At 66.3% G+C, this 22672-nt stretch carries 16 protein-coding genes; 10 read left to right on the top strand and 6 right to left on the bottom strand.

Annotated elements, in window-relative coordinates:
* Positions 1–3 precede the first annotated feature (3 nt).
* Positions 4–1197 carry an efflux RND transporter periplasmic adaptor subunit gene (locus tag QZL87_RS17165; protein WP_295321610.1) on the bottom strand — a complete coding sequence of 398 codons (1194 nt, stop codon included), beginning with the start codon at positions 1195–1197 and terminating at the stop codon, positions 4–6.
* A 342-nt stretch (positions 1198–1539) separates the two neighbouring features.
* On the opposite strand from QZL87_RS17165, the gene QZL87_RS17160 reads away from it, so the two are divergent.
* Both QZL87_RS17160 and QZL87_RS17155 read left to right on the top strand, forming a co-directional pair.
* A complete protein-coding gene (locus QZL87_RS17160) occupies positions 1540–4158 on the top strand; it encodes a TonB-dependent receptor (protein ID WP_295321609.1) in 2619 nt (872 codons plus the stop codon).
* 85 nt (positions 4159–4243) lie between these two features.
* Positions 4244–5923 carry a hypothetical protein gene (locus QZL87_RS17155; RefSeq protein WP_295321608.1) on the top strand — a complete coding sequence of 560 codons (1680 nt, stop codon included), beginning with the start codon at positions 4244–4246 and terminating at the stop codon, positions 5921–5923.
* Positions 5924–6059: 136 nt separating this feature from the next.
* On the opposite strand, the gene QZL87_RS17150 is transcribed toward QZL87_RS17155, so the two are convergent.
* The gene (locus QZL87_RS17150; RefSeq protein WP_295321607.1) at positions 6060–7115 is read right to left on the bottom strand and encodes a LacI family DNA-binding transcriptional regulator; all 1056 of its coding nucleotides are present in this window, start codon (positions 7113–7115) and stop codon (positions 6060–6062) included.
* Positions 7116–7285: 170 nt separating this feature from the next.
* Here QZL87_RS17150 and kduI point away from each other — a divergent pair, with 170 nt between their 5' ends.
* The 4 genes from kduI to QZL87_RS17130 all read left to right on the top strand — a co-directional run bounded on the left by kduI (position 7286) and on the right by QZL87_RS17130 (position 11420).
* A complete protein-coding gene (gene kduI, locus QZL87_RS17145) occupies positions 7286–8128 on the top strand; it encodes a 5-dehydro-4-deoxy-D-glucuronate isomerase (protein ID WP_295321606.1) in 843 nt (280 codons plus the stop codon).
* Between the two features lie 93 nt (positions 8129–8221).
* Complete coding sequence (kduD, locus tag QZL87_RS17140; protein WP_295321605.1) at positions 8222–8974, top strand: 2-dehydro-3-deoxy-D-gluconate 5-dehydrogenase KduD; 753 nt, start codon at positions 8222–8224, stop codon at positions 8972–8974.
* Positions 8975–8983: 9 nt separating this feature from the next.
* Positions 8984–9994 (top strand): sugar kinase, encoded by a 1011-nt coding sequence (locus QZL87_RS17135; protein WP_295321604.1) that lies wholly within the window; start codon positions 8984–8986, stop codon positions 9992–9994.
* Entirely contained in the window at positions 9981–11420 is a 1440-nt protein-coding gene (locus tag QZL87_RS17130) for a carboxylesterase family protein (RefSeq protein WP_295321603.1), read from the top strand. Before QZL87_RS17135 ends, QZL87_RS17130 begins: the two co-directional genes overlap by 14 nt.
* An 87-nt stretch (positions 11421–11507) precedes the next feature.
* On the opposite strand, the gene QZL87_RS17125 is transcribed toward QZL87_RS17130, so the two are convergent.
* Genes QZL87_RS17125 through QZL87_RS17115 form a run of 3 tightly spaced genes read right to left on the bottom strand, consistent with a single transcriptional unit; the run spans position 11508 to position 14262 of the window.
* Positions 11508–12479, bottom strand: a complete 972-nt coding sequence (locus QZL87_RS17125) for an alpha/beta hydrolase (protein ID WP_295321602.1) — start codon at positions 12477–12479, stop codon at positions 11508–11510.
* Complete coding sequence (locus QZL87_RS17120) at positions 12476–12886, bottom strand: cupin domain-containing protein (protein WP_295321601.1); 411 nt, start codon at positions 12884–12886, stop codon at positions 12476–12478. Before QZL87_RS17120 ends, QZL87_RS17125 begins: the two co-directional genes overlap by 4 nt.
* Entirely contained in the window at positions 12883–14262 is a 1380-nt protein-coding gene (locus QZL87_RS17115) for a pectate lyase (RefSeq protein WP_295321600.1), read from the bottom strand. The genes QZL87_RS17120 and QZL87_RS17115 overlap by 4 nt, the downstream gene beginning before the upstream one ends.
* Positions 14263–14521: 259 nt before the next feature.
* Between QZL87_RS17115 and QZL87_RS17110 the strand changes: the two genes are divergently transcribed.
* The gene (locus QZL87_RS17110; RefSeq protein WP_295321599.1) at positions 14522–17320 is read left to right on the top strand and encodes a TonB-dependent receptor; all 2799 of its coding nucleotides are present in this window, start codon (positions 14522–14524) and stop codon (positions 17318–17320) included.
* A 74-nt stretch (positions 17321–17394) separates the two neighbouring features.
* Positions 17395–19008 carry a family 43 glycosylhydrolase gene (locus QZL87_RS17105; protein ID WP_295321598.1) on the top strand — a complete coding sequence of 538 codons (1614 nt, stop codon included), beginning with the start codon at positions 17395–17397 and terminating at the stop codon, positions 19006–19008.
* Here QZL87_RS17105 and QZL87_RS17100 read toward each other — a convergent pair.
* Positions 19005–20513 carry an altronate dehydratase family protein gene (locus QZL87_RS17100; protein ID WP_295321597.1) on the bottom strand — a complete coding sequence of 503 codons (1509 nt, stop codon included), beginning with the start codon at positions 20511–20513 and terminating at the stop codon, positions 19005–19007. The two genes, QZL87_RS17105 and QZL87_RS17100, sit on opposite strands and share 4 nt — an antisense overlap.
* Before the next feature lie 34 nt (positions 20514–20547).
* Between QZL87_RS17100 and QZL87_RS17095 the strand changes: the two genes are divergently transcribed.
* Both QZL87_RS17095 and QZL87_RS17090 read left to right on the top strand, forming a co-directional pair.
* Positions 20548–21342: a 2-keto-4-pentenoate hydratase gene (locus tag QZL87_RS17095; RefSeq protein WP_362987857.1), complete on the top strand. Its 795-nt coding sequence runs from the start codon at positions 20548–20550 to the stop codon at positions 21340–21342.
* 20 nt (positions 21343–21362) lie between these two features.
* A complete protein-coding gene (locus QZL87_RS17090; RefSeq protein ID WP_295321596.1) occupies positions 21363–22670 on the top strand; it encodes an MFS transporter in 1308 nt (435 codons plus the stop codon).
* Positions 22671–22672 lie beyond the last annotated feature (2 nt).

The following is a 22672-nucleotide window of genomic DNA, read 5'->3' as shown; positions in this document are numbered from 1 at the left end:
GCGCTATTCGCCCTTCGCCCCGGCGCCTTCGCCTCCGGCCGTGCCGGCACGCTTCGCCTCGACGCGCTGCGCACTGCTCGCCGGGACGGGGCGGACCGCCGCGCCCTGCCGCAAATTGCCGAGCCCCTGCGTGATGACGCGTTCGCCAGGCTTCAGCCCGTCGGTGACGACCCAGCTGGCGCCCGAGGTGCGGTCGGCGACGATCTTGCGCCGCACCGCCTTATTGTCCTTGCCGACCAGATAGACGAAGGCCGACCCGTCGAAATCGCGCTGCACCGCCGCCTGCGGCAGCAGGATCGCCGACGGGTTCACCGCCTGATCGAACATCGCGGTCACGAACATGCCGGGCAGCAGCACGCCCTTCGGATTGGGGAAGCGCGCGCGCAGCGTCACGGTGCCGGTCGCCTCGTTGACCGTGACGTCCGAGAATTGGACCGTCCCGGCAAAGCCATAATTGCTGCCGTCCTCGAGGCGCAGGCGCACCGACGTGCTGCCGGCGGTCACTCCGCCGCTTTCGATCGCTGCACGCAGCGCGGTGAGCTCGGCGCTCGACTGCTGCATGTCGACGAACATCGGGTCGGTCTGCTGGATCACCGCGAGCGGGGTCGCCTGGCTCGCGCTGACCAGCCCGCCCGGCGTGACGAGCGACCGGCCGATGCGGCCGCTGATCGGCGCGGTGATCGTCGCGAAGCGCAGGTTGATGCGCGCGGTTTCGAGCGCCGCGCTGTTCTGCGCGACCGTGGCGCGCGCCATCCGCGCCGCCGCGAGCGCGTCGGTATAATCCTGCTCGGCGACCGCCTGCATCTTGGCGAGCGGTTCGAGGCGGCGCGCGCGTTCCTCGGCGGCCTCGGCGCTCGCCCGCGCGCTCGCGAGGTTTGCCGCCGCCTGATCGACCCCGGCCCGATAGAGGCGCGCGTCGATCTGATAGAGCGGTTCGCCGGCGCGCACGAGGCTGCCCTCGGTGAACAGGCGGCGCTGGATCAGGCCGTTCACCTGCGGGCGCACTTCGCTCGTTTCATAGGCGACCGTGCGTCCGCCGAGCGAGGTGGTGACGGGCACCGGCTGGATAGCGGCGGTGACATAACCGACCTCGGGCGCGCCGCGGCCGCCCTTGTCCTCTCCGCCGGAACAGGCGGCGAGGGACAGGGCGATGGCGCACAGGGCTCCGGCACGAAGCGGCGGCCTCTTGTCCAGCATGGGATTGATCTCGTTTCAAGTCGGGACGGGGGAGGATTGGCGCCTATTCAGCCGATTGCCCCCGCGCTGGCAAGCCCCATGGGCGCGATGCGACAATTTGCGACACTTTTTCCGCCGGAGGGCCAACGGGTCATTGCAACCGGAAAGTTGTCATACCAATAGGATAGTTGTCATACAATTTTTGCTTGACAGCAACTCGCTCTTTCCCGCATCATTCGTGACACCGGTTACCAAGGCCGGGCAGCGAAATAGAAATATGGGATGCGCGACCGGCCGGGCCGCGATCCTGTGGGAAAACGGCGGCGCTCGGGCGACAAGTCCGGCCCGGGTGGGAGGATGGATATGGCTATTCAGGCAAAACGGAGCATTGGGGCCCTGGCGAAGCTCGCGGGCGGCGCGTCGCTGGCGGTGCTGGCGATAGCGCCGGCCCAGGCGCAGGCGCAGGATGCTGCCGCGCCGGCCGAAGAGGATGCGATCGTCGTCACCGGCATCCGCGCGTCGCTCGAACAGGCGGCCGACATCAAGCGCGAAGCCGATCAGGTGCTCGACGTCATCACCGCCGAAGACGTCGGCAAGCTTCCCGACGCCAACGTCGCCGAAGCGTTGCAGCGCGTCACCGGCGTTCAGATCACCCGCGTCTTCGGCGAAGGCCAGTCGGTGTCGGTGCGCGGGCTCCAGCAGGTCCGCGTCGAGGTCGACGGGCGCACCTTGCTCGGCTGGTCGGCGCGCCTGTCGCCGCCGGAGAACGACCAGCTCGGCCGCTCGTCGGGGCTCGATTCGGTGCCGTCGAGCCTGTTCGGCCGCCTCGAAGTGCGCAAGTCGCCCCTCGCGAGCCAGGCCGAGGGCGGGCTCGGCGGCACGGTGAACCTCGTCACGCCCAAGCCGCTGTCGTTCAAGGAGCCGACGGTGTCGCTGCGCGCGCAGGGCGTCTATTCGGAAAATTCGGACAAGTTCGAACCCGCGATCACCGGCTTCGCGACGACCAAGTTCGCGGGCGGCCGCATCGGCGTCATGCTCGCGGGCGAATATCAGAAGCGCACCTCGACGACGCAGGCGTTCGAGCGCAACAATTTCCTCGACCGCAATTACACGAGCGGCGGGACGACGACCGTGCAGCAGACGCCGGTGCTGCTGCAATATGAGAATTTCACCGTCGACCGCTCGCGGCTCGGCCTCAACGGCGCGATCCAGTTCGCGGTGACGCCCGAATTCACGGTCACCGCCGACGCGCTCTACTCCAAGCTCAAGACCGGGCGCCGCCAGGATTTCTTCGCCTTCCGCCTGCCCACCGGAACCAATCCCGTGACGAACCCCGTGGTCGAGGACGGCATGGTCGTCGCGGGCGAAGCCAATGGCACCGTCACCACCGCGGGGCAGATCCGCAACGAGCCGACCGAAAGCTTCCTCTACGGGCTCAACGGCAAATATGAGAGCGACGGGCTGACGATCGAGGCCGACGGCTATTACAGCAAGGGCACGATCGACCAGACGATCCAGATCATCACGCTGCAGGCCGCCGCGCCGGTTCCGGGCGCGTTCGATTTCCGCGACCGGACGATCCCGTCGCTGACGCTCGGCGGGACGTTCGATCCGGCCGATTACGCCTCCTTCAACCCCGCGAACAACGGCGTGCGCAGCAACCGCCTGCTCGGGCTGCTTGAGGAATGGACGGGCAAGCTCGATGTCGCTTATGAGACCGGCGGCGGCGTCACGATCGCGGCGGGGGTGCGCTACACCGACCTCCACGCGCGCTCGAACGCCTTCCGCAGCCAGGTCACCCCGACCCGCGAAGAAATCGAACCCTATCTGGAGCTTGTCGAGGCCGGCGATTTCCTGCCCGACATTCCGGGCAGTTTCCCGCGCAGCTTTTTGAGCACCGCGCCCACCTTCGACTATGTTTTCACCCGCGCGCAGGCGGCGCAGCCCAATCCCGATCCGAACGGGCGTTCGACGCTGCTTCCCAACCTCCAGCGCGATTATGATTTCAGCGAAAAGACGCTCGCCGGCTATCTGATGGTGTCGGGCGAGGGCGAGATTGCCGGCATTCCGTACAAGGCCAACGCCGGCGTGCGCATCGCGTCGACGCGCCTCTCGGTCGATAGCTATGTCAATGTCGGCGCGGTCAGCACGCTGCGCAACGACAGGAACCGCTATACCAATGTGCTGCCCAGCGCGAACATCGCCTTCAACGTCACCGACGATTTCCTCGTCCGTGTGTCGGGATCGCAGACGATGCAACGCGCCTCGATCGCCGACCTCGCGCCGTCGACCTTCTTCAACGCGACCAATCTGTCGGTCACCGGCGGCAATGTGAATCTCGAACCGCCGATCGCGACGCAGGCCGATATCAGCTTCGAATATTATACGGGGAAAAGCTCGCTGATCTCGGGCGCGGTCTTCTACAAGGACGTCAAGAATTTCATTGCCAGCTTTGTGACCACCGGGGTCGATCTCGATCTCGATGACCAGGGCCGCGAGCTGACCTTCTCGCGCCCCGAAAATCTGGCTAGCGCGAAGATCAAGGGCTTCGAGATCGGCATCCAGCAGTTCATGGACTTCCTGCCTTCGCCGCTCGACGGCTTCGGCGTGATCGCCAACTATACCTATTCGGATGCCGAGGATAATGCCGGCTTCCCGCTCGTCGCGGTGTCGAAGAACAGCTACAACCTCGTCGGCCTATATGAAAAGGGGCCCTTCTCGGCGCGCATCGCCTATAATTACCGCGACGAGGCGGTGTTCGAATTTTCCGAAGGGCGGCCGAGCTTCGTCGGTTCGCGCTCGCAACTCGATGCCCAGGTAGGGCTCGACATCACGAAGAATATCGCGCTGTCGCTGCAAGCGCAGAATCTGCTGCCCAGGAAATCGGCGACGAGCGAATATAGCAATTTCAACACGACCGCGCTCAACAGCTATGCCCTGTCCGAACGGCGTTTCTCGGTCGGCGTGCGCGCGAAGTTCTAAAATGGGTTCCCGGCAGGGCGGCGCCCCCGGCCTTTTGCGGGTCGCGCGCCGCTCTGCCACCGGGCCGCAGGGAGTATGACGGGTGATGGTTTCGGTTGATTGGCGCGCGCGCCTCATTTCGCTTCTGGCGCTGGGCGCGGCGCTGATTTTTCCGGTTCAGGCGCAGCCGGGGAAATTGCCCGAAATCCTGTCGGACCCTGCGACGGCTGCGGCGAACCCGCTGCCCGATTTCTCCTATGCGGGCTATGGCTTCGGCCTCGCGCCGATTCCCGCCGATGCGGGCACGGTCATCGCGGTGACCGACCATGGCGCGATCCCCGACGACGGGCTCGACGATACGAAAGCGGTGCTCCGCGCCCTCGCCGCCGCCAATGCGGTGAAGGGCAAGGTGACATTGCGCTTTCCCAAGGGGCGCACGCAGATCACCGAGGTGCTGCGGATCACGCGCAGCGACATCATCCTCGACGGCGCCGGCGACGGGCCGGGCGGCAGCGAGCTCTGGTTCCCGCGCCCGCTGAAGCTCATCGACAAGAGCCACGATTATGACGAGCTGCGCGAATATCTGGTGCGCGAGAAAAAGCAGCAGGTCGAACCCGAGCATAATATCGACTATCTCTTCACCGAATATACCTGGTCGGGCGGGATGATCTATGTCGCGCCCGAGGGCAGCCGTCCGGTTTCCTACGACGGCAGCAAGGACGTGCGCGACCCGGTGCTGGCGAACGGCGTCGCGGGCAAGCAGTTCGGCCGCACGCTGACGATCGACGACGCATCGAAGCTCAAGGTCGGCGACGTCGTCCAGCTGCAATGGTTCTCGGTCGACGGGCCGAAGAGCCGGATATTGAAGTCGCTCTATGGCGACACCGACCTGCCGATCGGCTCGCACCATTGGACTTTCCCGAACCGGCCGGTGGTCGCGCAGGCGACGCGCGTCGCGGCGATCCGCGGCAAGACGGTGACGCTCGGCGATCCGCTGCTCCACGACGTCCGCGCCGACCAGCCCGCGGTGGTCGCCGATTGGCGCCATCTGACCAACGTCGGCATCCAGAATCTGCGGCTGCAATTTCCGGAAGCGCCCGCCTTCGGCCATCATCTCGAACAGGGCTACAACGGCATCTATATGACCGGCGTGTTCGACGGCTGGATCCGCGATCTGACGATCGACCGGGCCGACAGCGGCATCCTCACCGACAATGCGGCGAGCCTGACGATTTCCGGCATCACCACGACGGGCGACCGCCGCGCGCATTATTCGGTGCATGTCGGCGCGGTGCATAATGTGCTGGTCAAGGATCTGAAGGTCGAAAATCCCGTCGTCCATCCGGTCAGCATCAACACGCGTTCGACGCGCTCGGTGTTCCTGCGTTCGGTGGTCGGCCGGGACGCGGTCATCGATCAGCACAGCGGATCGAACCATCAGAATCTGTTCGATCAGGTCGAACTGCACATCGATCCGCAGCAGGGCAAGGACGGCTGGCATTACCAGCTCTGGGTCGGCGGCGGCGCGCCCTATTGGAAGCCGGGGCATGGGCTCTACAACACGCTCTGGAACGCGAAGCTGGTGATACCCGAAAAGGTTCCCGCCGACGCCACCGTGACGATCACGAGCGGGCTCGAAGGGCCGGGCGAGCGGATCGTCGGACTGCACGCGAACCGCAAGATCCGGGTCAGCTATACGCCGACGCCCTATATCGAGGGCACGGGGCAGGCGGTCGACGCGGTGCCGTCGCTTTACGAATATCAGCTCGCGCGCCGACGGCGCTGACGCTCATCTCTGCCACATCGTCATCCCGGCGAAGGCCGGGATCCCGCCGTCGCGTCAGAAGGCAAGGTCGAGATCCCGGCCTTCGCCGGGATGACGAAATAAAGAAGGCGGTGTTTCAGTCGAACCCGACGCGGCTCTAACGCCCCGGCGGCGGGCCGACCGACTGGCGTTCGACGAAGGTCGAGGCGAGCACATTGCTCTCGTCGCTCGATGCCTTCGCGCCCGGCCCCAGGAAATCGGGGACGAGCGTCTGCGCGGCGCGGATGCCCATTTCGCGGATCGGCCAGCGCACGGTGCTGAGCGCGGGCCAGATATGCGTCGCGGTCGGGCTGTCGTCGAAGCCGATGATCGACAGCTCGCCCGGGACCTTGATGCCCTTGGCATGCGCGACGCTCATCACGCCCGCCGCCATCTCGTCGTTCGAGCAGAAGAGTGCGGTCGGCGGCGCGGCCAGCGAGAGCAGGGCCTCGCCCGCCTCGATGCCCGCGGTGTAGCGGTAGTTGCCGGGCGCATAGAGTTCAGGGGGCAGATCGAGCCCCGCTTCGGCGAGCGCCTCGCGAAACCCCTCTTCGCGCTCGGCGGCCGAGCGGAAACCGGCGGGACCGCGCACGAAGCCGATGCGGCGGTGGCCGAGCGCGACGAGGCCGCGCACCGCTTCGGCCACGACCTCGCGGTCGTTCGACGAGATGCAGTGTTTCGCATCGTCGATCCGCGCCGAGCCGATGCGGACATAGCGCACGCCGAGGTCTTCGCAGAGCGCGGCGAGATCGTCATTCTCCGAGATCGGCGGCAGCAGCATCGCGCCGATCGGCCGCTGCTTTTCGAGGAAGGTGCGGACGTCGTCGAGCATCTTGTCCGATCCGCGGTCGACCGGGCGGACGAGCAGCGCGAGGTCGCTGTCCTTGATCGCGTCGAGCACGCCGCGCTGGAAGTTGAGCACCGTCTGCGCGTTGGGATTGTCGTGGAGCAGCGCGATCAGGAAGTTACGGCGAAAGGCGAGCGCGCGCGCCTGCGGATTGGGAACGAAGCCGAGCTGTTCGATCGCCTTTTCGACCGCCGCGCGCGTCTTGTCGGTCAGGAATTCGGACCGGTTGATCACGCGGCTCACCGTCTTCTTCGACACTCCCGCCAGCGCCGCGACATCGTTGATCGTCGGCTGCTTGCCTCCCGGCCCCTTATTCTGTGCCGCCATATTCGCTCTTTCCCCTGCAGGCCCCTGGCCGGGCCCGCGCTTTTCTATGCTGATGGGCGCTCGAACGCGTAAAATCAACGCCCGGCGGCCGTGCCAACACCTCTTGACACCGGTTACCATCAAATCTAGCAAGGCAGCAAGCCAGAAATCTCTAGCGAGGATGCGATCCCATGTTTTCCAAGACCTATTACGCCACCCACCCCGTGATGATGGAGGAGGTGTCGAATGCCGAGCTGCGCGATCGCTACCTGATCCAGAACCTGTTCCGTACCGGCGAATGCGTCCTCAACTACACCCATGCCGACCGTTTCGTGATCGGCGGCGTCGCGGTGGGCGGTGCGCCGGTCAAGCTGCCCGCGCAGACCGAGCCGCCGTCGGCCGCGGGCCACCCCTTCCTCGAACGCCGCGAACTCGCGATCGTCAACGTCTCGTCGGTGGAGGGCACCGTCACTGTCGACGGCGAGAGCTTCACGCTCGGCAACAAGGATTGCCTCTATGTGACGATGGGCGCGAAGGACGTCACCTTCGCGGGCGAGGGCGCGCGCTACTATCTGGCGTCGTGCCCGGCGCACAAGGCGTTCACGACGCGGCTGCTCGGCATCGCCGACGCCAATGCGCTCGACCGCGGCAGCCTCGCCGAATCGAACGAACGCACGATCTACCAGCTCGTCATTCCCGGCGTGTGCGACAGCGCGCAGCTCGTCATGGGCCTGACCGTGCTCAAGGAAGGCAGCGTGTGGAACACGATGCCGCCGCACATCCACGAGCGGCGCAGCGAGATCTACTTCTACTTCGAGCTCGACAATGTCGAAACCGACCGCGTCATGCACTTCATGGGCGAGGGCGAGGCGACGCGCCATATCGTGATGCAGAATGAGGAAGCGGTGATCTCGCCGCCCTGGTCGATCCACATGGGCGCGGGCACGAAATCCTATGCCTTCATCTGGGCGATGGCGGGCGAGAATCAGGATTATACCGACATGAACGTCCTCGACATCTGCCAGTTGTCGTAATTCATTCATCGTCACCCCGGATTTGATCCGGGGTCCAGACAACGCTGCTGAAATGGATGCCGGATCCAGTCCGGCATGACGAAGGGTAGGAAGATGAAGATGTTCGACCTCACCGGAAAAGTCGCGCTCGTCACCGGCGCCAACACCGGCATCGGGCAGGGGATCGCGCTCGCCCTCGCCGAAGCCGGCGCCGACATCGCCGCCGCGGGCCGCTCGACCGCCGACGAGACCGTCGGCAAGATACGCGGGCTCGGGCGCCGGGCCGAGAATTTCGCCGCCGACCTGTCGAGCGTCGGCGCGGTCCAGCCGCTCGTCGATGCCGTGCTCGGCGCGTTCGGGCGCATCGACATCCTCGTCAACAATGCCGGCATCATCCGCCGCGCCGACGCGGTCGACTTCACCGAAGCCGACTGGGACGCGGTGATGGACACCAATCTCAAGACGCTCTTCTTCCTCTGCCAGAGCGTGGGCCGCCATATGATCGCGCGCGGCAGCGGCAAGATCATCAACATCGCCTCGATGCTGACCTTTCAGGGCGGCATCCGCGTGCCGAGCTATACCGCGTCGAAATCGGGCGTTGGCGGGCTCACCAAGCTCCTCGCCAATGAGTGGGCCGCGAAAGGCGTGCAGGTCAACGCGATCGCGCCGGGCTATATCGCGACGAACAACACCGCCGCGCTGCAAGGCGACGAAACGCGCAACCGCCAGATCATCGAACGCATTCCCGCGGGCCGCTGGGGCGACCCGGGCGACATCGGCGGCGCCGCGGTCTTCCTCGCGTCGCGCGCATCGGACTATGTCCAGGGCCATATCCTCGCCGTCGACGGCGGCTGGCTCGCGCGCTAGAGTCGCGCCATGACCGGTCGCCTCGTCTTTTTCGGCGAACTGCTGATCCGCCTGACCGCGCCCGGCAACGAGCTGTTGATGCAGTCGCCATCGCTGTCGCTCCACGTCGGCGGCGCTGAGGCGAATGTCGCGATCGGGCTCGCGCACCTCGGCCATGATTGCGCGATGGTCAGCAAGGTTCCTTCGAACGCACTGGGTCGTGGTGCGGTGGCGGCGGTGCGCGGCGCGGGCGTCGACTGCACCGCCGTCACGCTTCATCCGGGGCGCATGGGGCTCTATTTCCTCAGCGTCGGCGCCGGGCTGCGCGCGTCGGAGATCGTCTACGACCGCGCGGGATCGAGCTTCGCGGCGACCGGGCCCGAGGATTATGACTTCGACGCGTTGCTCGCGGGCGCGGGACTGCTCCACCTGTCGGGCATCACCCCCGCGCTCGGACCGCGCTCGGCCGAAGCGGCGCTCGGCGCGGCGCGCGCGGCGAAGCGGCTCGGCGTGCCCGTCAGCTTCGACGGCAATTACCGCGCGATGCTGTGGGAGGCGTGGGACAGCGACCCGCGCACGATCCTTTCCGAACTGATCGGCTCGGCCGACATCCTCTTCGGCAACCACCGCGATCTGTCGCTCGTGCTCGGGCAGGAATTCAGCGGCGAGGGCGCGGACCGGCGGCGCGAAGCGGCCGAGGCGGGCTTCGCCGCCTTCCCGGGCCTCAAACTGATCGCCTCGACCGCGCGTCATATTGTCACCGCCGACCATCACCGCATCGCCGCGCGCGTCGACCTCCGCGAGACTTTCCACCAGACGGCCGAGATCGACGTCACCGGCATCGTCGACCGCATCGGCGCGGGCGACGCCTTCGCGGCCGGGGTGCTGCACGCGCATCTCGGTGGCAGCGACGCGCGCGCGATGGCCGAATCGGGCCTTGCACTCACCTGCCTCAAACATTCGCTGCCGGGTGACGCGAGCCGCTTCGGACAGGCCGACATCGACGCCTTTCACGGCGGCGGGCTCGATGTCCGGCGCTGAGCTGACGCGGCGCGCCCTTCTGGCGGCGGGCGCCGCCGTCGCGCTGTCGCCGCCGCTTCTCGCGCGAACCAGCAGGGAGGTGCGCACGTTCAAGGGCATACGCTATGGCAGCGCAAAGCGCTTCGAAGCGCCGGCACCGCTGCTCGACAACCGCATTACGCTCGGCGGCTTCGGCCCCGCCTGCCCGCAAAAAGGCGACCGCTACCGGCCGCAGAGCGAGGACTGTCTGTTCCTCAACGTCTGGACGCCCGGCACCGAGCAATCGGCGAAGCGTCCGGTCATGGTCTATTTCCACGGCGGCGCCTATTCGACCGGCAGCGTCACCGACCCGGTCAACGATGGTGCGGCGCTCGCGGCGCGCGGCGATGTCGTCGTGGTCACCGTCAACCACCGCCTCAACGCGCTCGGCTATCTCTATCTCGCGCGCCTCGATCCGCGTTTCCCCGACAGCGGCAATGCGGGGCAGCTCGACCTGATCGCGGCGCTGCAATGGGTGCGACGCAACATCGCCGCCTTCGGCGGCGATCCGGGCAATATCACCGTCTTCGGCCAGTCGGGCGGCGGCGCGAAGATCGCGACGCTGATGGCGATGCCCGCCGCGAAAGGCCTGTTTCACAAGGCAATCACGATGAGCGGGCAGCAGGTCGCCGCCTCGGGGCCGCTCAATGCGACGAAGCGTGCGGAGGCCTTCCTCGACAAGCTGGGCGAGGGCATCGATCCCGCGACCGCGCCGGTCGAACAGATCGTTGGCGCGCTCTCGGCGACCGATCCCATCCTCGGCGGCGGCGTCTATATGGGGCCGGTGCTCGACATGACGCATCTGACGCGCCACCCCTTCTGGCCCGACGCCGCGCCGCAGTCGCTCGGCATTCCGATGATGCTCGGCAACACGGTGATGGAGACCCGCGCTTTCTACGCCCCCGACGGCAAGCAACTCGCGGGGCTCGATTTCGACAATCTCGCCGCACGGATCGCGCCCGAGATGCGGATCGACATCCATCCCGAGTGGGTCGTGGCGCAGTTTCGCGCGCGCTACCCCGACGCGCCGCCGCTCGAGCTATTCCACCGCATCGTCACCGCCGCGCGCAGCTGGCGCGGACAGGTCGAGGAAGCCGAAGCGCGCGCCCGCGCCGGAGCGCCCGCCTTCGTCTATCAGCTCGATTTCGAGAGCGCGAAGCACACCGACGACATCGGCCTCAGCTTCGGCACGGTGCCGAATCCGACCCCGGCGCAGCAGGCGATGAGCGACGTCGTCATGGACGCTTTCGTCCGCTTCGCACGCACCGGCGAGCCGGGGTGGCCGGCCTATGATCTTGCGCAGCGGCAAACGATGATCTTCGACACCGAGAGCCGCGTCGAGAGCGATCCGCGCCGATGGGAACGCGAGCTGTTCGCGCGTGTGCCCTATATCCAGCCGGGAACATAAATCATCGTCATTGCGAGCGAAGCGAAGCAATCCAGGGTGTGACAAGCCGCTCTGGATTGCTTCGCTTCGCTCGCAATGACGGAGGGGTCAAACGATCGTGTGGCTTCCGAGCCAGTTCCACAGCAGTTCGGGCCAGATCGCGACGGGCAGCCCCGCGCTCTTCATCAACCCGAAGCCATGGCCGCCGCGCTCGAAGAAATGCGCTTCGACCGGCGCGCCGACGCCGCGCGTCGCTTCGCGTAGCCGGGCGCTGTTCTCGACCTTCACGACATCGTCGTCCTCGGCGTGGAGCAGCCAGAGGGGCGGCTGGTCGGCGCGGACGTTGCGTTCGGGCGAATAGGTCCTTTCGCGCGCCGCATCGGCGCCCGCGCCGATCAATTTTTCGCGGCTCATCGCATGGGCGATCGCCGGGTCCATCGACACCACCGGATAAATGGCGGCGAGCGCATCGGGGCGCGCCGGCAGCGCGTCGGCGGCGTCGATCGGGTCATAGACCTTCGCATCGAAGCGCGTGAGCAGGCTCGTCGCGACCTGCCCGCCCGCCGAAAAGCCGCCGAAGGCGACGCGCGCCGGGTCGATCCCGTCGATCCGCGCGCGGCTGCGCACGAGCCGCACCGCGCGCTGCGCATCGGCGAGCGGCACGTCGGCGCCGTTCGTCCAGCCGTCGCCGGGCAGGCGATAGAAAAGCACATAGACGGTGACGCCGCGCGCCGTCAGCCAGTGCGCGAGTTCATAGCCTTCCTTGTCGACCACGACATAGCGATAGCCGCCGCCGGGCGCGAGGATCACCGCCGCGCCATTGGGTTTGTCGGGGCGGAAGATATCGAGCCGCGGGCGCGTGATGCCCTCGATCATCCGGTCGCTGGCATTGGGGTCGTCGCTGCGCTGCACGCCCCGTTCGACGAGGCCCGCGGGCGGCGCGATACGGCCTTCGCGCCAGAGCGCGATACTCGCGTCCGGGGCCAGGCCGGCGGGCCGCGTCCACGCCTCGCGCGCCGCCGCGCTCGCGAAGGGCAGCGCGAGGCCGGCGGTCAGCAATTCGCGGCGGCCGACGCTCATTGCGCGGCGGCCTGGTTCGGATAGGCGATAATCAGCACCAGCGGCTCGCTCCCGGTCTGGCGGATGCCGACCTTCGCGCCCTGATAGAGCCACGCCGCGGTTCCCGCCTTCAGCGCCTTCTCCTCGTCGTCCGAATGGACGATGCCGGTGCCGGAAAGGACGTAATAAATCTCGTCATGGTCGATTCGGTGGATGCCGATCGCGGCGCCGACGTGCAGCGCGCGCTTACGGAATTCGAAGCTGCGCGGCGCGGGGACCGCGTCGCTGATCCGCCAGGCGGTCGACAGGCCGATTGCCCCGTGCGGCGGCGCTTCCTCGCGCACCGTCGCCGCCTCGTCGATCACGACCATCGCGGGCGCGGCGCCGGCGCCGGCGCCCGCGAGCAGCGCGGCGAGCAGCGCGCTCATTGCGTCTCGCCCCGCGACGCGCGGTCGCGCGCCGACAGATGCTCCTGCGGCATCGGCGCGGTCTGGCCGGGATAGCGGCCCGATTTCGGCTCCATCGTCGCGAGGTCCCACTCGGCCTCGACGAAGGGCGCGCGCACCGGCGCTTCGACCTTGGGATAGGCGCTGACCTCTTTCTCGTCGTCGATGATGTCGCCGCGTCCCTCGGCGACGAAGAAGAGGATGCGAATCTCCTCGGCGTCGCGCGCCCACGGCCGCGCGCCCGCGGTCGCGAGCACCGAGGTTTCGACGTCGCGCACGGGCAGGATGCGATAGCCGCCGGTCGGTGCGAGCGGCGCCTTTGCACGGACGAGCTTCGCCTGCGTCTCGCCATAGCGGCCGAATTCGGGGAGCGGATTGCCGTGGCGATCGACCGCCAGATTGTCCCTGCCATAATATTCGAGGTCGCCGTCGCCGCCGAGCATCAGGAAGGGCAGGCCTTCGTCGGTGTCATTGCCGCCGCGCAGGACGTTGCCGATCGCGGTGATCTGCCCGGTGACATAATCATGGCCGACCCATTCGAGGTTCATCAGATTATAATGCACCGCGCGGTGCCCGGGGTTGTAGATCAGATTGTTGATCATCAGCGCCTGCCCGCCGCCCTTGATCAGCGGATTGCGCTCGACACTATGCGCCCAGACATTGCGGTAGAAGACGATGCCCGTCGCATTGTCGTGGATCAGCGACCCCTTGCTGTGCTCGCCCTTGGGATGGCTCGCATCGGCAAGCCCCTCGGCGGCGAGATTGTTCGAAAAGCTGATATTGTGGCTCGTTCCCTTGCGCCATTCGGCGACGCTCTTGCCGCTGAAGCGCGGGCCCGATGCCGACATATTTTCGTCGATCCCCCACAGGAAGGTGCAGTGATCGACGATCACATTGTGCGCCGCGACGGTCGAGAAAGTGTCGGCTTCCCACCCGCTGCGCTTCGGCTGGCCGTCGACGCCGGTATAGACGCGCAGGTGGCGCATCACGACGTCGTGCGTCTTCACGTCGATGCCGGTGCGGATCAGGGTGATCCCCGGTCCCGGCGCGGTCTGGCCGGCGATCGTCAGATAGGGATGTTTAATCTCGATCGTCTTGCGGCCCATGTCGATCACGCCGCCGACCTCGAACACGATGATGCGCGGCCCCGGCGTCTCGATTGCCGCCTTCAGCGACCCCGGACCGTCGGGCGCGAGGGTGGTCACGCGCAGGATCTGGCCGCCGCGTCCGCCCGGCGTCGCGGCCGCCGGACCGACTGCGCCGGGGAAGGCCGATGGCGTGGGATCGGACGCCGACGCTGGCACTGCCGGCATCGCAAGCGCCAGAAAAAGCGCGGTTATCCAGGGTTTCTGGCGCATATCTCTCTCCCTATTCTTTGGGTATTGACACGGCTGCCCGTATCCTTCAATCTTTCTGACACCGGTTACCCCAATCGGTCAACGAGAAAATAAATTCCAAGGGAGAGGGTCTGATCCGGTTCGCCGCACCGTGCGGCGGCCTGTCATCACTCTCTGAAAATCGATGGGCGGACCGATCGGCCAAATCGTTCCGTCGAGCAAAGTAACCGGTGTCATTTCTTGCGCAGGCGGGGGCAACGGGCGATAAGGGAGGATGATAATGGCAAAATATGTAATGCGGAGCGTTCGCGCTTTGACCCGGCTGGCGTGCGGCGCCTCGCTTGCCGCGCTGGCGCTGTCGCCGGCCCATGCGCAGCAGGCCGCGCCGGGCGAGGCCGTCGCGAGCGAGGACGAGATCGTCGTCACCGGCTTCCGCGCCTCGCTCGACAAGGCGCTCGACCAGAAGCGCGACTCGATTGCCGCGGTCGACGTCATCGTCGCCGAGGACATCGCCAAATTCCCCGACCAGAATCTCGCCGAATCGCTCCAGCGCATCCCCGGCATCTCGATCCAGCGCGACGCCGGCGAAGGGCGCGCGATCACCGTCCGCGGCCTCGGCGCGCAATTCACCCGCGTCCGCCTCAACGGCATGGAAACGATCGCGACCTCGACCGACGGCGCCTCGGCGAACCGCGACCGCGCGTTCGACTTCAACGTTTTCGCCTCCGAACTCTTCACTTCGCTCGTCGTCCACAAGACCGCGTCGGCCTCGCTCGATGAAGGTTCGCTCGGCGCCGTGGTCGATCTCAACACCGGTAATCCGCTCGGCGGCAAGGAGGGCTTCACCGCCGTCGCGTCGGTGCAGGGGCGCTACAACGACCTGACCAAGGACGTCGATCCGCGCCTCGCGGGCCTCATCGCCTGGACCAACGCCGACCGCACCTTCGGCGTCTCCGCCTCGGTCGCCTGGGCCGATTACAAGACGCACGAGCTCGGCAACAACAGCGTGCGCTGGGCGCAGGCGCCCTTCCGCAGCGTCGACGGCGTCACCTGTCTTGCCGGCTCCGACTTCGTCGCCAACCCGTCTGACGCCTGTATCGAGGTCGCCGAGGCCTTTCACCCGCGCATCCCGCGCTACGGCCTCGTCAGCCACGACCGCGAGCGCCTCGGCGCCACCGCGTCGATCCAGTGGGAGCCGAGCGAAAACACCAAAATTTCGATCGACGGCCTCTATTCGACCTTCAAGGAAACCCGCGACGAATTTTGGGGCGAGGTGCTGCTGCGCAGCGAAGAGGACGCCATCGACGTCTCGAACTATACGATCGACGGCGACAATAATCTCATCGCCGCCGACCTCGACAATGTCTATGTCCGCACCGAACGCTATTCGCGCCAGAGCAAGACCGAATTCTACCAGATCTCGGGCCGGCTCGAACAGCGGCTGACCGACAGCCTCGCGGTCAATCTGCTCGGCGGCTTTTCCAAGTCGCAGGCCGATATTCCGGTCGAAACGACGCTCGCCTTCGACGACACCGACGCGACCGGCTATCGCTACGATTATACGAACATGAAATATCCGCTGCTGACCTTCGGCGTCGGCATCGACGATCCCTCGTCCTTCGTGCTCGCCGAATTCCGTGACCGGCCGTCGTTCCTGACCAACAAGTTCAAGACCTTCGCGGCCGATTTCGACTGGGATGTCGCCGACCGGTTCAAGATGCGCGGCGGCGGCTTCTATCGCCAGTTCGATTTCGACACCGTCGGCTACCGCCGCGACAGCAGCTATTGCAGCGCCTTCACCTGCGCGCCGGGCACCGGCGGGCTGCCGGTCACCTCGGACATTGCGGAGCTGTTCGAACTCGGCAACGCCGGGCAGCCGTCGGGCAACACCAACGCCTGGATCGTTCCCGATCTCGACGCGGGCACCGCGCTGATCGACCTTTACGGCCGCCCCGCGCAGCTCCAGCAGGGCGAACAGCGCGCCGTCACCGAAAAAACCTATGGCGGCTGGTTCATGGCCGAGTTCGAGACCGACCTCTTCGGCATGCGGATGACGGGCAACGCGGGCGTCCGCTATGCGAAGACCGACCAGTCGTCGTCGGGCTTCACCGGGGGTTCTTACGTTACGGTAAAACGCACTTATGATGACTGGTTGCCGTCGTTCAACGTCAACCTGCACCCGACCGACAGCATCATCCTGCGCGGCGCGATCGCCAAGGTGATCACGCGTCCGACGCTGGGTACCTTGTCGCCCAGTGCTTCAGTCGATCAGTTCAACTTTCGCGTCACCACCGGCAATCCCTTTATTGAACCTTATCGGGCGACCACGTTCGATCTCGCGGCCGAATGGTATTTCGCGCCCGGCGGTCTCGCATCGGTTGCACTTTTCGCCAAGGATATCGAAAGCTTTCCGCTCGGAACCTCGACGCAAGGCACGTTCGCGTCGAGCCCGGTGCCCCTGCCGCCGCTCACCCCTGGAACACCTGCGTATATCGCCGTTGTTGATGGAGCAAACCCCAACCGGGAATTCGAATATCGAACCACCGGCAATGGACCCGGCGCCAATCTGAAGGGGGTAGAGTTCTCCTTGCAACTGCCCTTTTCGGTTTTTTCGGACTCGCTGCGTCACTTCGGCGTGCTCGGCAACGTGACCTTCGTGAAGAGCGATGTCGACTACACGGTTCCGGGACCGCTCGCTTATGATCCCGTCGACAACCGGCTCGAAGCGCAGCCTGCCGGCACATATACCCAGCCGCTGCTCGGGCTCGCGAAACGCGCGTGGAATGCCACCATCTATTATGACGACGGCAAATTCTCGGTCCGCACCTCGGCGGCGTGGCGCAGCGGCTACAACGACAGCACCAGCGGCAACAACAATGTGTTCGAAGGCTATGGCAGCTCGTTCAACGTCGACGCGTCGATCCGCTATGCGCTGACCGACAATATCGAGCTGTCGATCGAGGGCACCAACCTGACCGACGATTACCGCTATCGCTTCACCGATCTCGAAGCGAACCGCAACTACGAGAACAACCACTACGGCCGCACCTTCCTGTTCGGTGCGCGGTTCAAGATCTGACACGGAGTGATTCGTCCCGGTGGGCCCGGCCTTCGCTTGCGGGGGCCGGGCCTTTCTTTTGCAAGGAGAGAAAAGTGACCGATCGGCGCGACATGCTCAAACTGGCCGGAGCGGGGTTGCTCGGGACGGGGCTCTCGGGCTTCGGCGCTCCGGCGGTGCTGGCCCGCACGACGCCCGCTGCACCCGATCCTGCGCCGGCTTGGGCGAAAGGCTTCGACGGCCAGCGCAAGGCCGACCTCGGCGACGGGCGCTTCCTCAACCCGATCATGGCGGGCGACCATCCCGATCCGTCGATCCTGAAGGACGGCGCCGACTATTATATGACCTTCTCGACCTTCGACTCCTATCCGGGCCTGGTCATCTGGCATTCGCGCGATCTGGTGAACTGGCGCCCAATCGGCCCCGCGCTCACCCGCAATATCGGTTCGGTCTGGGCGCCCGAACTCTGCAAGCACGATGGCCGTTACTATCTTTATATCCCGACCAAGGGGCCGAACACGAGCTGGGTGATCTGGGCCGACCGGATAGAGGGACCGTGGAGCGATCCTGTCGATTTGGGCCTCCCGAATCATATCGACCCCGGCCATGCGGTCGGCGAGGACGGGTCGCGCTGGCTGTTCCTGTCGGGCGGCGACCGCGTCCGCCTCTCGGACGATGGCCTGTCGCGCATCGGCGAGCCCGAACATGTCTATGACCCGTGGCGCTATCCTTCCGACTGGGTGGTCGAAGGCTTCGCGCCCGAAGGACCGAAGATCACCCGCCACGGCGATTATTATTACATGATCACCGCGGTCGGCGGCACCGCGGGCCCGCCGACCGGCCACATGGTCATCGCCGCGCGGTCGAAGTCGATCCACGGACCCTGGGAGAATTGCCCCGCCAATCCGCTCGTCCACACTAAATCGGCCGCCGAAAAATGGTGGTCTCGCGGCCATGCCACGCTCGTCGAAGGGCCAGCGGGCGACTGGTGGAGCGTCTATCACGGCTATGAAAATGGCTATTGGACGCTCGGGCGGCAGGCGCTGCTCGATCCCGTCGAATGGACCGGCGACGGCTGGTTTCGCATGAAGGGCGGCGACCTGTCGCGGCCGATCGCGAAGCCCGAGGGCGGCACGGTCGCGGGGCCGCATGGCATGGCGCTGTCGGACGATTTCGCGACGCTGGCGCTCGGCGCGAAATGGAATTTCTTCAAGCCCGCGGCCGACGAACGCGACCGCGCGCGCGTCGAGGATGGCGCGCTGGTGCTGTCGGCGCGCGGCAAGGCGCCGGTCGATTCCTCGCCGCTGCTCTTGATCGCGGGCGATCAGGCGTACCGCTTCGAATGCGATATCGAGATCGCGCCGGGCGGGACGGCGGGGCTGATCCTCTTCTACGACGAGAAACTCTATTGCGGGCTCGGCTTCGACGGTGCGCGTTTCGTCACCCATCAGTACGGTATCGAGCGCGCGCGGCCCGCCAATCCGCACGGATCAAGAATGCGGATGCGCGTCACCAACGACCGCCATATCGTCACTTATGATACGAGCGGCGACGGCGGAAAGACGTGGGTCCGCTTCGACCGCGGCATGGAGGTGTCGGGATACCACCATAATGTGCGCGGCGGCTTCCTGATGCTGCGGCCCGGCCTCTATTCGGCGGGGGCGGGTGAAGCGCGCTTCCGCGATTTCAGGTTCGAGGCGCTCGCCTAAAGCGTCACGCCCGATTTCCAGATCGCGATGTCGCGCTCTTCATTGACCTCGGCCCTGGTCGGCGCGCCCGAGGCGGTCGTGACGATCAGGTCGAGCAGCGCCTCGGCGGCCGCATAGAAACCGGCATCGAGCACCTGACCCGCGTCGAAATCGATCCAGCCCGGCTTGTGCGCCGCGAGCGCGCTGTTCGACGCGATCTTCAGCGTCGGGGCCGGAAAGCCGAGCGGGGTGCCGCGTCCGGTCGTGAAAAGGATCACCGTCGCCCCCGCCGCGGTCAGCGCGGTCGACGACACCGCGTCGTTCCCGGGCGCTTCGAGCAGCGTGAGGCCGGGAAGCACCGCCTCGCCGCCATAACGGCGGACATCGGCGAGCGGCACCGTGCCGCCCTTCTGCACCGCGCCCAATGACTTTTCCTCGAGCGTCGTGATCCCGCCCGCGATGTTGCCGGGTGAGGGATTCTCGCTCACCGGCTCGCCGTGACGGAGGAAATATTGCTTGAAATCGCGCACCAGCGCGGCGGTCTCGTCGAACACCGCGCGCGACACCGCACGGTCCATCAGCAGCTGTTCGGCGCCGAAGATTTCGGGAATTTCGGTCAGCACCACCTTGCCGCCCGCCGCGGCAACGGCATCGGCCATGCGCCCGACGAGCGGATTGGCGGTGAGGCCCGACAGGCCGTCGGAGCCACCGCATTTGACCCCGAGCACCAGCTTCGCCAGCGGCACCTCGGTGCGCGGCGCGTCGGCGCACGCTTCGACCAGCTCGTCGACCAGCGCGAGACAGGCGGCTTCGTCATCCTCGACCGCCTGCGCCGACAGGGTGCGGATGGACGCGCGGCGCGTGGCCGGGATCAGGTCGAGCAGCGCGCCGAGCTGGTTGCTCTCGCACCCCAGCCCGACGATCAACACCCCGCCCGCATTGGGATGCTGCGCGAGCGCGGCGAGCAGCGCGCGCGTATGGCCCAGATCGTCGCCGAGCTGCGAGCAGCCGAAGGGATGCTTGAAGGCATGGACGCCATCGATGCGCCCCGCATGGCGTTCGCCCGCGATCCGCGCGACGCGCGCGGCGAGATTGCCCACGCAGCCGACGGTCGGCAGGATCCAGATTTCGTTGCGCGTTCCGGTCCGGCCGTCGGGACGGACATAGCCTGAAAAGGTCCGGGAGGGCGCGGCGGCGGCCGCTGCACGGGCGGCGGGCGGCGGCGCATAATGATAATCGCCGCCGCCATCGAGCGCGGTCACGAGATTGTGGCTGTGGACATGCTCGCCGGGCGCGATGTCGGTCGTCGCGGTGCCGATCGGAAAGCCATATTTGATCACCGCGGCGCCGCGCGCGATCGGCGCGAGCGCGATCTTGTGCCCGCGCGCCACGGCGACGGCGGCGCGCAGATCGCTGCCCGCGAATAGCGCCGCGCCCGGCGCGATGTCGGCGATCGCGGTCGCGACATTGTCCGCCTCATGGACACGTAGCGCCCCGCGTATCGGATATTCGCTTGCCTTTGACACCGGTGTCTCTTACACCGCATCGCGGAAGAGGGAAATGAGAAAGATGCTGGCGACAGGTGATCAAGAGAATATAGCGCGGGCCCTGATCGACGCGCGTGCGCGAAAGACACCGCTTACCGTCTATCCCGGCGCGATGCCGCAGACGATGGCCGAGGCCTATGCGATCCAGGATCGCGCGATCGCGTTCGACGGTCGCCGCATCGGCGGCTGGAAGGTCGGGCGAATCGCCGCCGATCTCGTCGATCGTTACGGCGGCAACCGCCTGACCGGCCCGATCTTCGCCGATGAAATCGTGGGCGGCACCGCCGCCGAACCGGCGATGCCGGTCTATGCCGACGGCTTCGCCGCGGCCGAGGCCGAAGTGCTGCTCTGCTTCGGCGAGGTCGGCGCGCGCGATTATGACATCGACAGCGTGAAGGGCTGCATCGCCGACGTCCGCACCGGCATCGAGATCGCGAGTTCGCCCTTCGCCGAGATCAACCGCCACGGCCCCGCGGTCACCGCGTCGGACTATGGCAACAACAAGGGGCTGATCCTTGGCCCGTCGATTGCGGACTGGCGGAATGCCGACCTGATCCGCATGCCCGTCGAGATGTTCATCGACGGCGCGCGGGTCGGCGGCGCGACGATGGAGGCCATGCTCGACGGCCCCTTCGGCTCGGCGCTGTTCCTGATCGACATACTGCGGACGCGCGGCATAGCTATTCCGCCCGGGACATGGGTGTCCGCCGGTGCGATCACCGGTATTCACGAAATCCGGCCGGGCCAGCGCGCCGAGGCAATCTTCGACGGAAAAATCCGCGTCGGCTGCTCGATCACAAGCCTTTAGAGCAATAACAGGAGAGGATTATGGCACAGGCATTCGCGGACGGAGGGACGGCGGCGCCAGTGCCTCGGTCGGGGCGTTACCGCTGGCTGATCGTCGCGGTGCTGTTCGCCGCGACCACGGTCAATTATATCGACCGCACCATGCTCGGCCTGCTCGCGCCGACCCTCGGCGACGAGCTCAAATGGACCGAGAATGACTATGGCAACATCGTCACCGCCTTCCAGTTCGCCTATGCGCTGGGCTTCCTCCTCATGGGCTGGCTGATCGACCGCTTCGGACCCAAGATCGGTTATGCGATCGCCATCTCGATCTGGACGATCGGTCATGTCGCGCACGGTTTCGCCTCCTCGGTCGTCTCCTTCATGCTCGCGCGCATCATCCTCGGCGTCGGCGAAGCGGGGCATTTCCCCTCGGTCGTCCGCGCATCGAGCGAATGGTTCCCGCAAAAGGAACGCTCCTACGCGATCGGCTGGGTCAACAGCGCGACGACGATCGGCGTCATCCTGACCGCGCCCACGGTCGCGCTGTGCATGCGCATCCTCGGCTTCGACTGGCGCGAAACCTTTATCTACACCGGGGCCTTCGGCGTTCTGCTCCTGATCCTCTGGCTCTGGCTTTACAGCAACCCGCGCGAAAGCGGAAAGGTCAGCGAGGCCGAACTCGCGTGGATCGAACATGACCCGCCCGAAAAGATCGAGCGCATCGGCTGGGGCAGGATCGTCACCAAGCGCGAGGCATGGGCGTTCGCGGCCGCCAAATTCCTCACCGACCCGGTGTGGTTCCTGATGCTCTTCTGGCTGCCCAAATATTTCAGCACCACCTATGACGTCGACCTCAAGATCGTGCTGCTGCCGATGATCATCATGTATCTGCTCTCCGACGCCGGCAGCATCCTCGGCGGCTGGGTGTCGTCGAAGCTGATCCAGGCGGGCCACAGCGTCAATTTCGCGCGCAAGGCCACGATGATCGGCGCGGGCCTCTGCGTGCTGCCTTTGCTGTTCGTCACCGGGCTCGACAATATGTGGCTCGCGGTCGTGCTGATCGGCATCGCGCTCGCCGGGCACCAGGCCTTTTCGTCGACGATCCTCTCGATCCCGCCCGATATGTTCCCGAAACGCGCGGTCGGCTCGGTGATCGGGCTCGGCGGCTTCATGGGCGGCGTCGGCGGCATGATCATGGCGAAATCGACCGGGCTCGTGCTCGACGCGACGGGGGGCAATTACACGCTCATCTTCGCCGCCTGCACGACCGTCTATTTCCTTGCCGTGCTCGCGGTCCATATATTGAGCCCGCGCCTTGCGCCGGTCAGCGTCGAAGGCGCGCAATAGCC

It is taken from the genome of uncultured Sphingopyxis sp. (assembly GCF_900078365.1).
Taxonomy (GTDB): Bacteria; Pseudomonadota; Alphaproteobacteria; order Sphingomonadales; family Sphingomonadaceae; genus Sphingopyxis.
Note: the sequence above shows the minus strand (reverse complement) of the source record. Positions and strands in the feature narration are given on the sequence as shown.

Bases quoted from the DNA above. Each gene is read 5' to 3' on its own strand.
- QZL87_RS17090 (WP_295321596.1), top strand. From the start codon at position 21,363: ATGGCACAGGCATTCGCGGACGGAGGGACGGCGGCGCCAGTGCCTCGG.
- QZL87_RS17115 (WP_295321600.1), bottom strand. From the start codon at position 14,262: ATGCGCCAGAAACCCTGGATAACCGCGCTTTTTCTGGCGCTTGCGATG.
- QZL87_RS17095 (WP_362987857.1), top strand. From the start codon at position 20,548: ATGAGAAAGATGCTGGCGACAGGTGATCAAGAGAATATAGCGCGGGCC.
- QZL87_RS17130 (WP_295321603.1), top strand. From the start codon at position 9,981: ATGTCCGGCGCTGAGCTGACGCGGCGCGCCCTTCTGGCGGCGGGCGCC.
- QZL87_RS17155 (WP_295321608.1), top strand. From the start codon at position 4,244: ATGGTTTCGGTTGATTGGCGCGCGCGCCTCATTTCGCTTCTGGCGCTG.
- QZL87_RS17125 (WP_295321602.1), bottom strand. From the start codon at position 12,479: ATGAGCGTCGGCCGCCGCGAATTGCTGACCGCCGGCCTCGCGCTGCCC.
- QZL87_RS17120 (WP_295321601.1), bottom strand. From the start codon at position 12,886: ATGAGCGCGCTGCTCGCCGCGCTGCTCGCGGGCGCCGGCGCCGGCGCC.
- QZL87_RS17110 (WP_295321599.1), top strand. From the start codon at position 14,522: ATGGCAAAATATGTAATGCGGAGCGTTCGCGCTTTGACCCGGCTGGCG.
- QZL87_RS17150 (WP_295321607.1), bottom strand. From the start codon at position 7,115: ATGGCGGCACAGAATAAGGGGCCGGGAGGCAAGCAGCCGACGATCAAC.
- kduI (WP_295321606.1), top strand. From the start codon at position 7,286: ATGTTTTCCAAGACCTATTACGCCACCCACCCCGTGATGATGGAGGAG.
- QZL87_RS17165 (WP_295321610.1), bottom strand. From the start codon at position 1,197: ATGCTGGACAAGAGGCCGCCGCTTCGTGCCGGAGCCCTGTGCGCCATC.
- kduD (WP_295321605.1), top strand. From the start codon at position 8,222: ATGAAGATGTTCGACCTCACCGGAAAAGTCGCGCTCGTCACCGGCGCC.
- QZL87_RS17135 (WP_295321604.1), top strand. From the start codon at position 8,984: ATGACCGGTCGCCTCGTCTTTTTCGGCGAACTGCTGATCCGCCTGACC.
- QZL87_RS17160 (WP_295321609.1), top strand. From the start codon at position 1,540: ATGGCTATTCAGGCAAAACGGAGCATTGGGGCCCTGGCGAAGCTCGCG.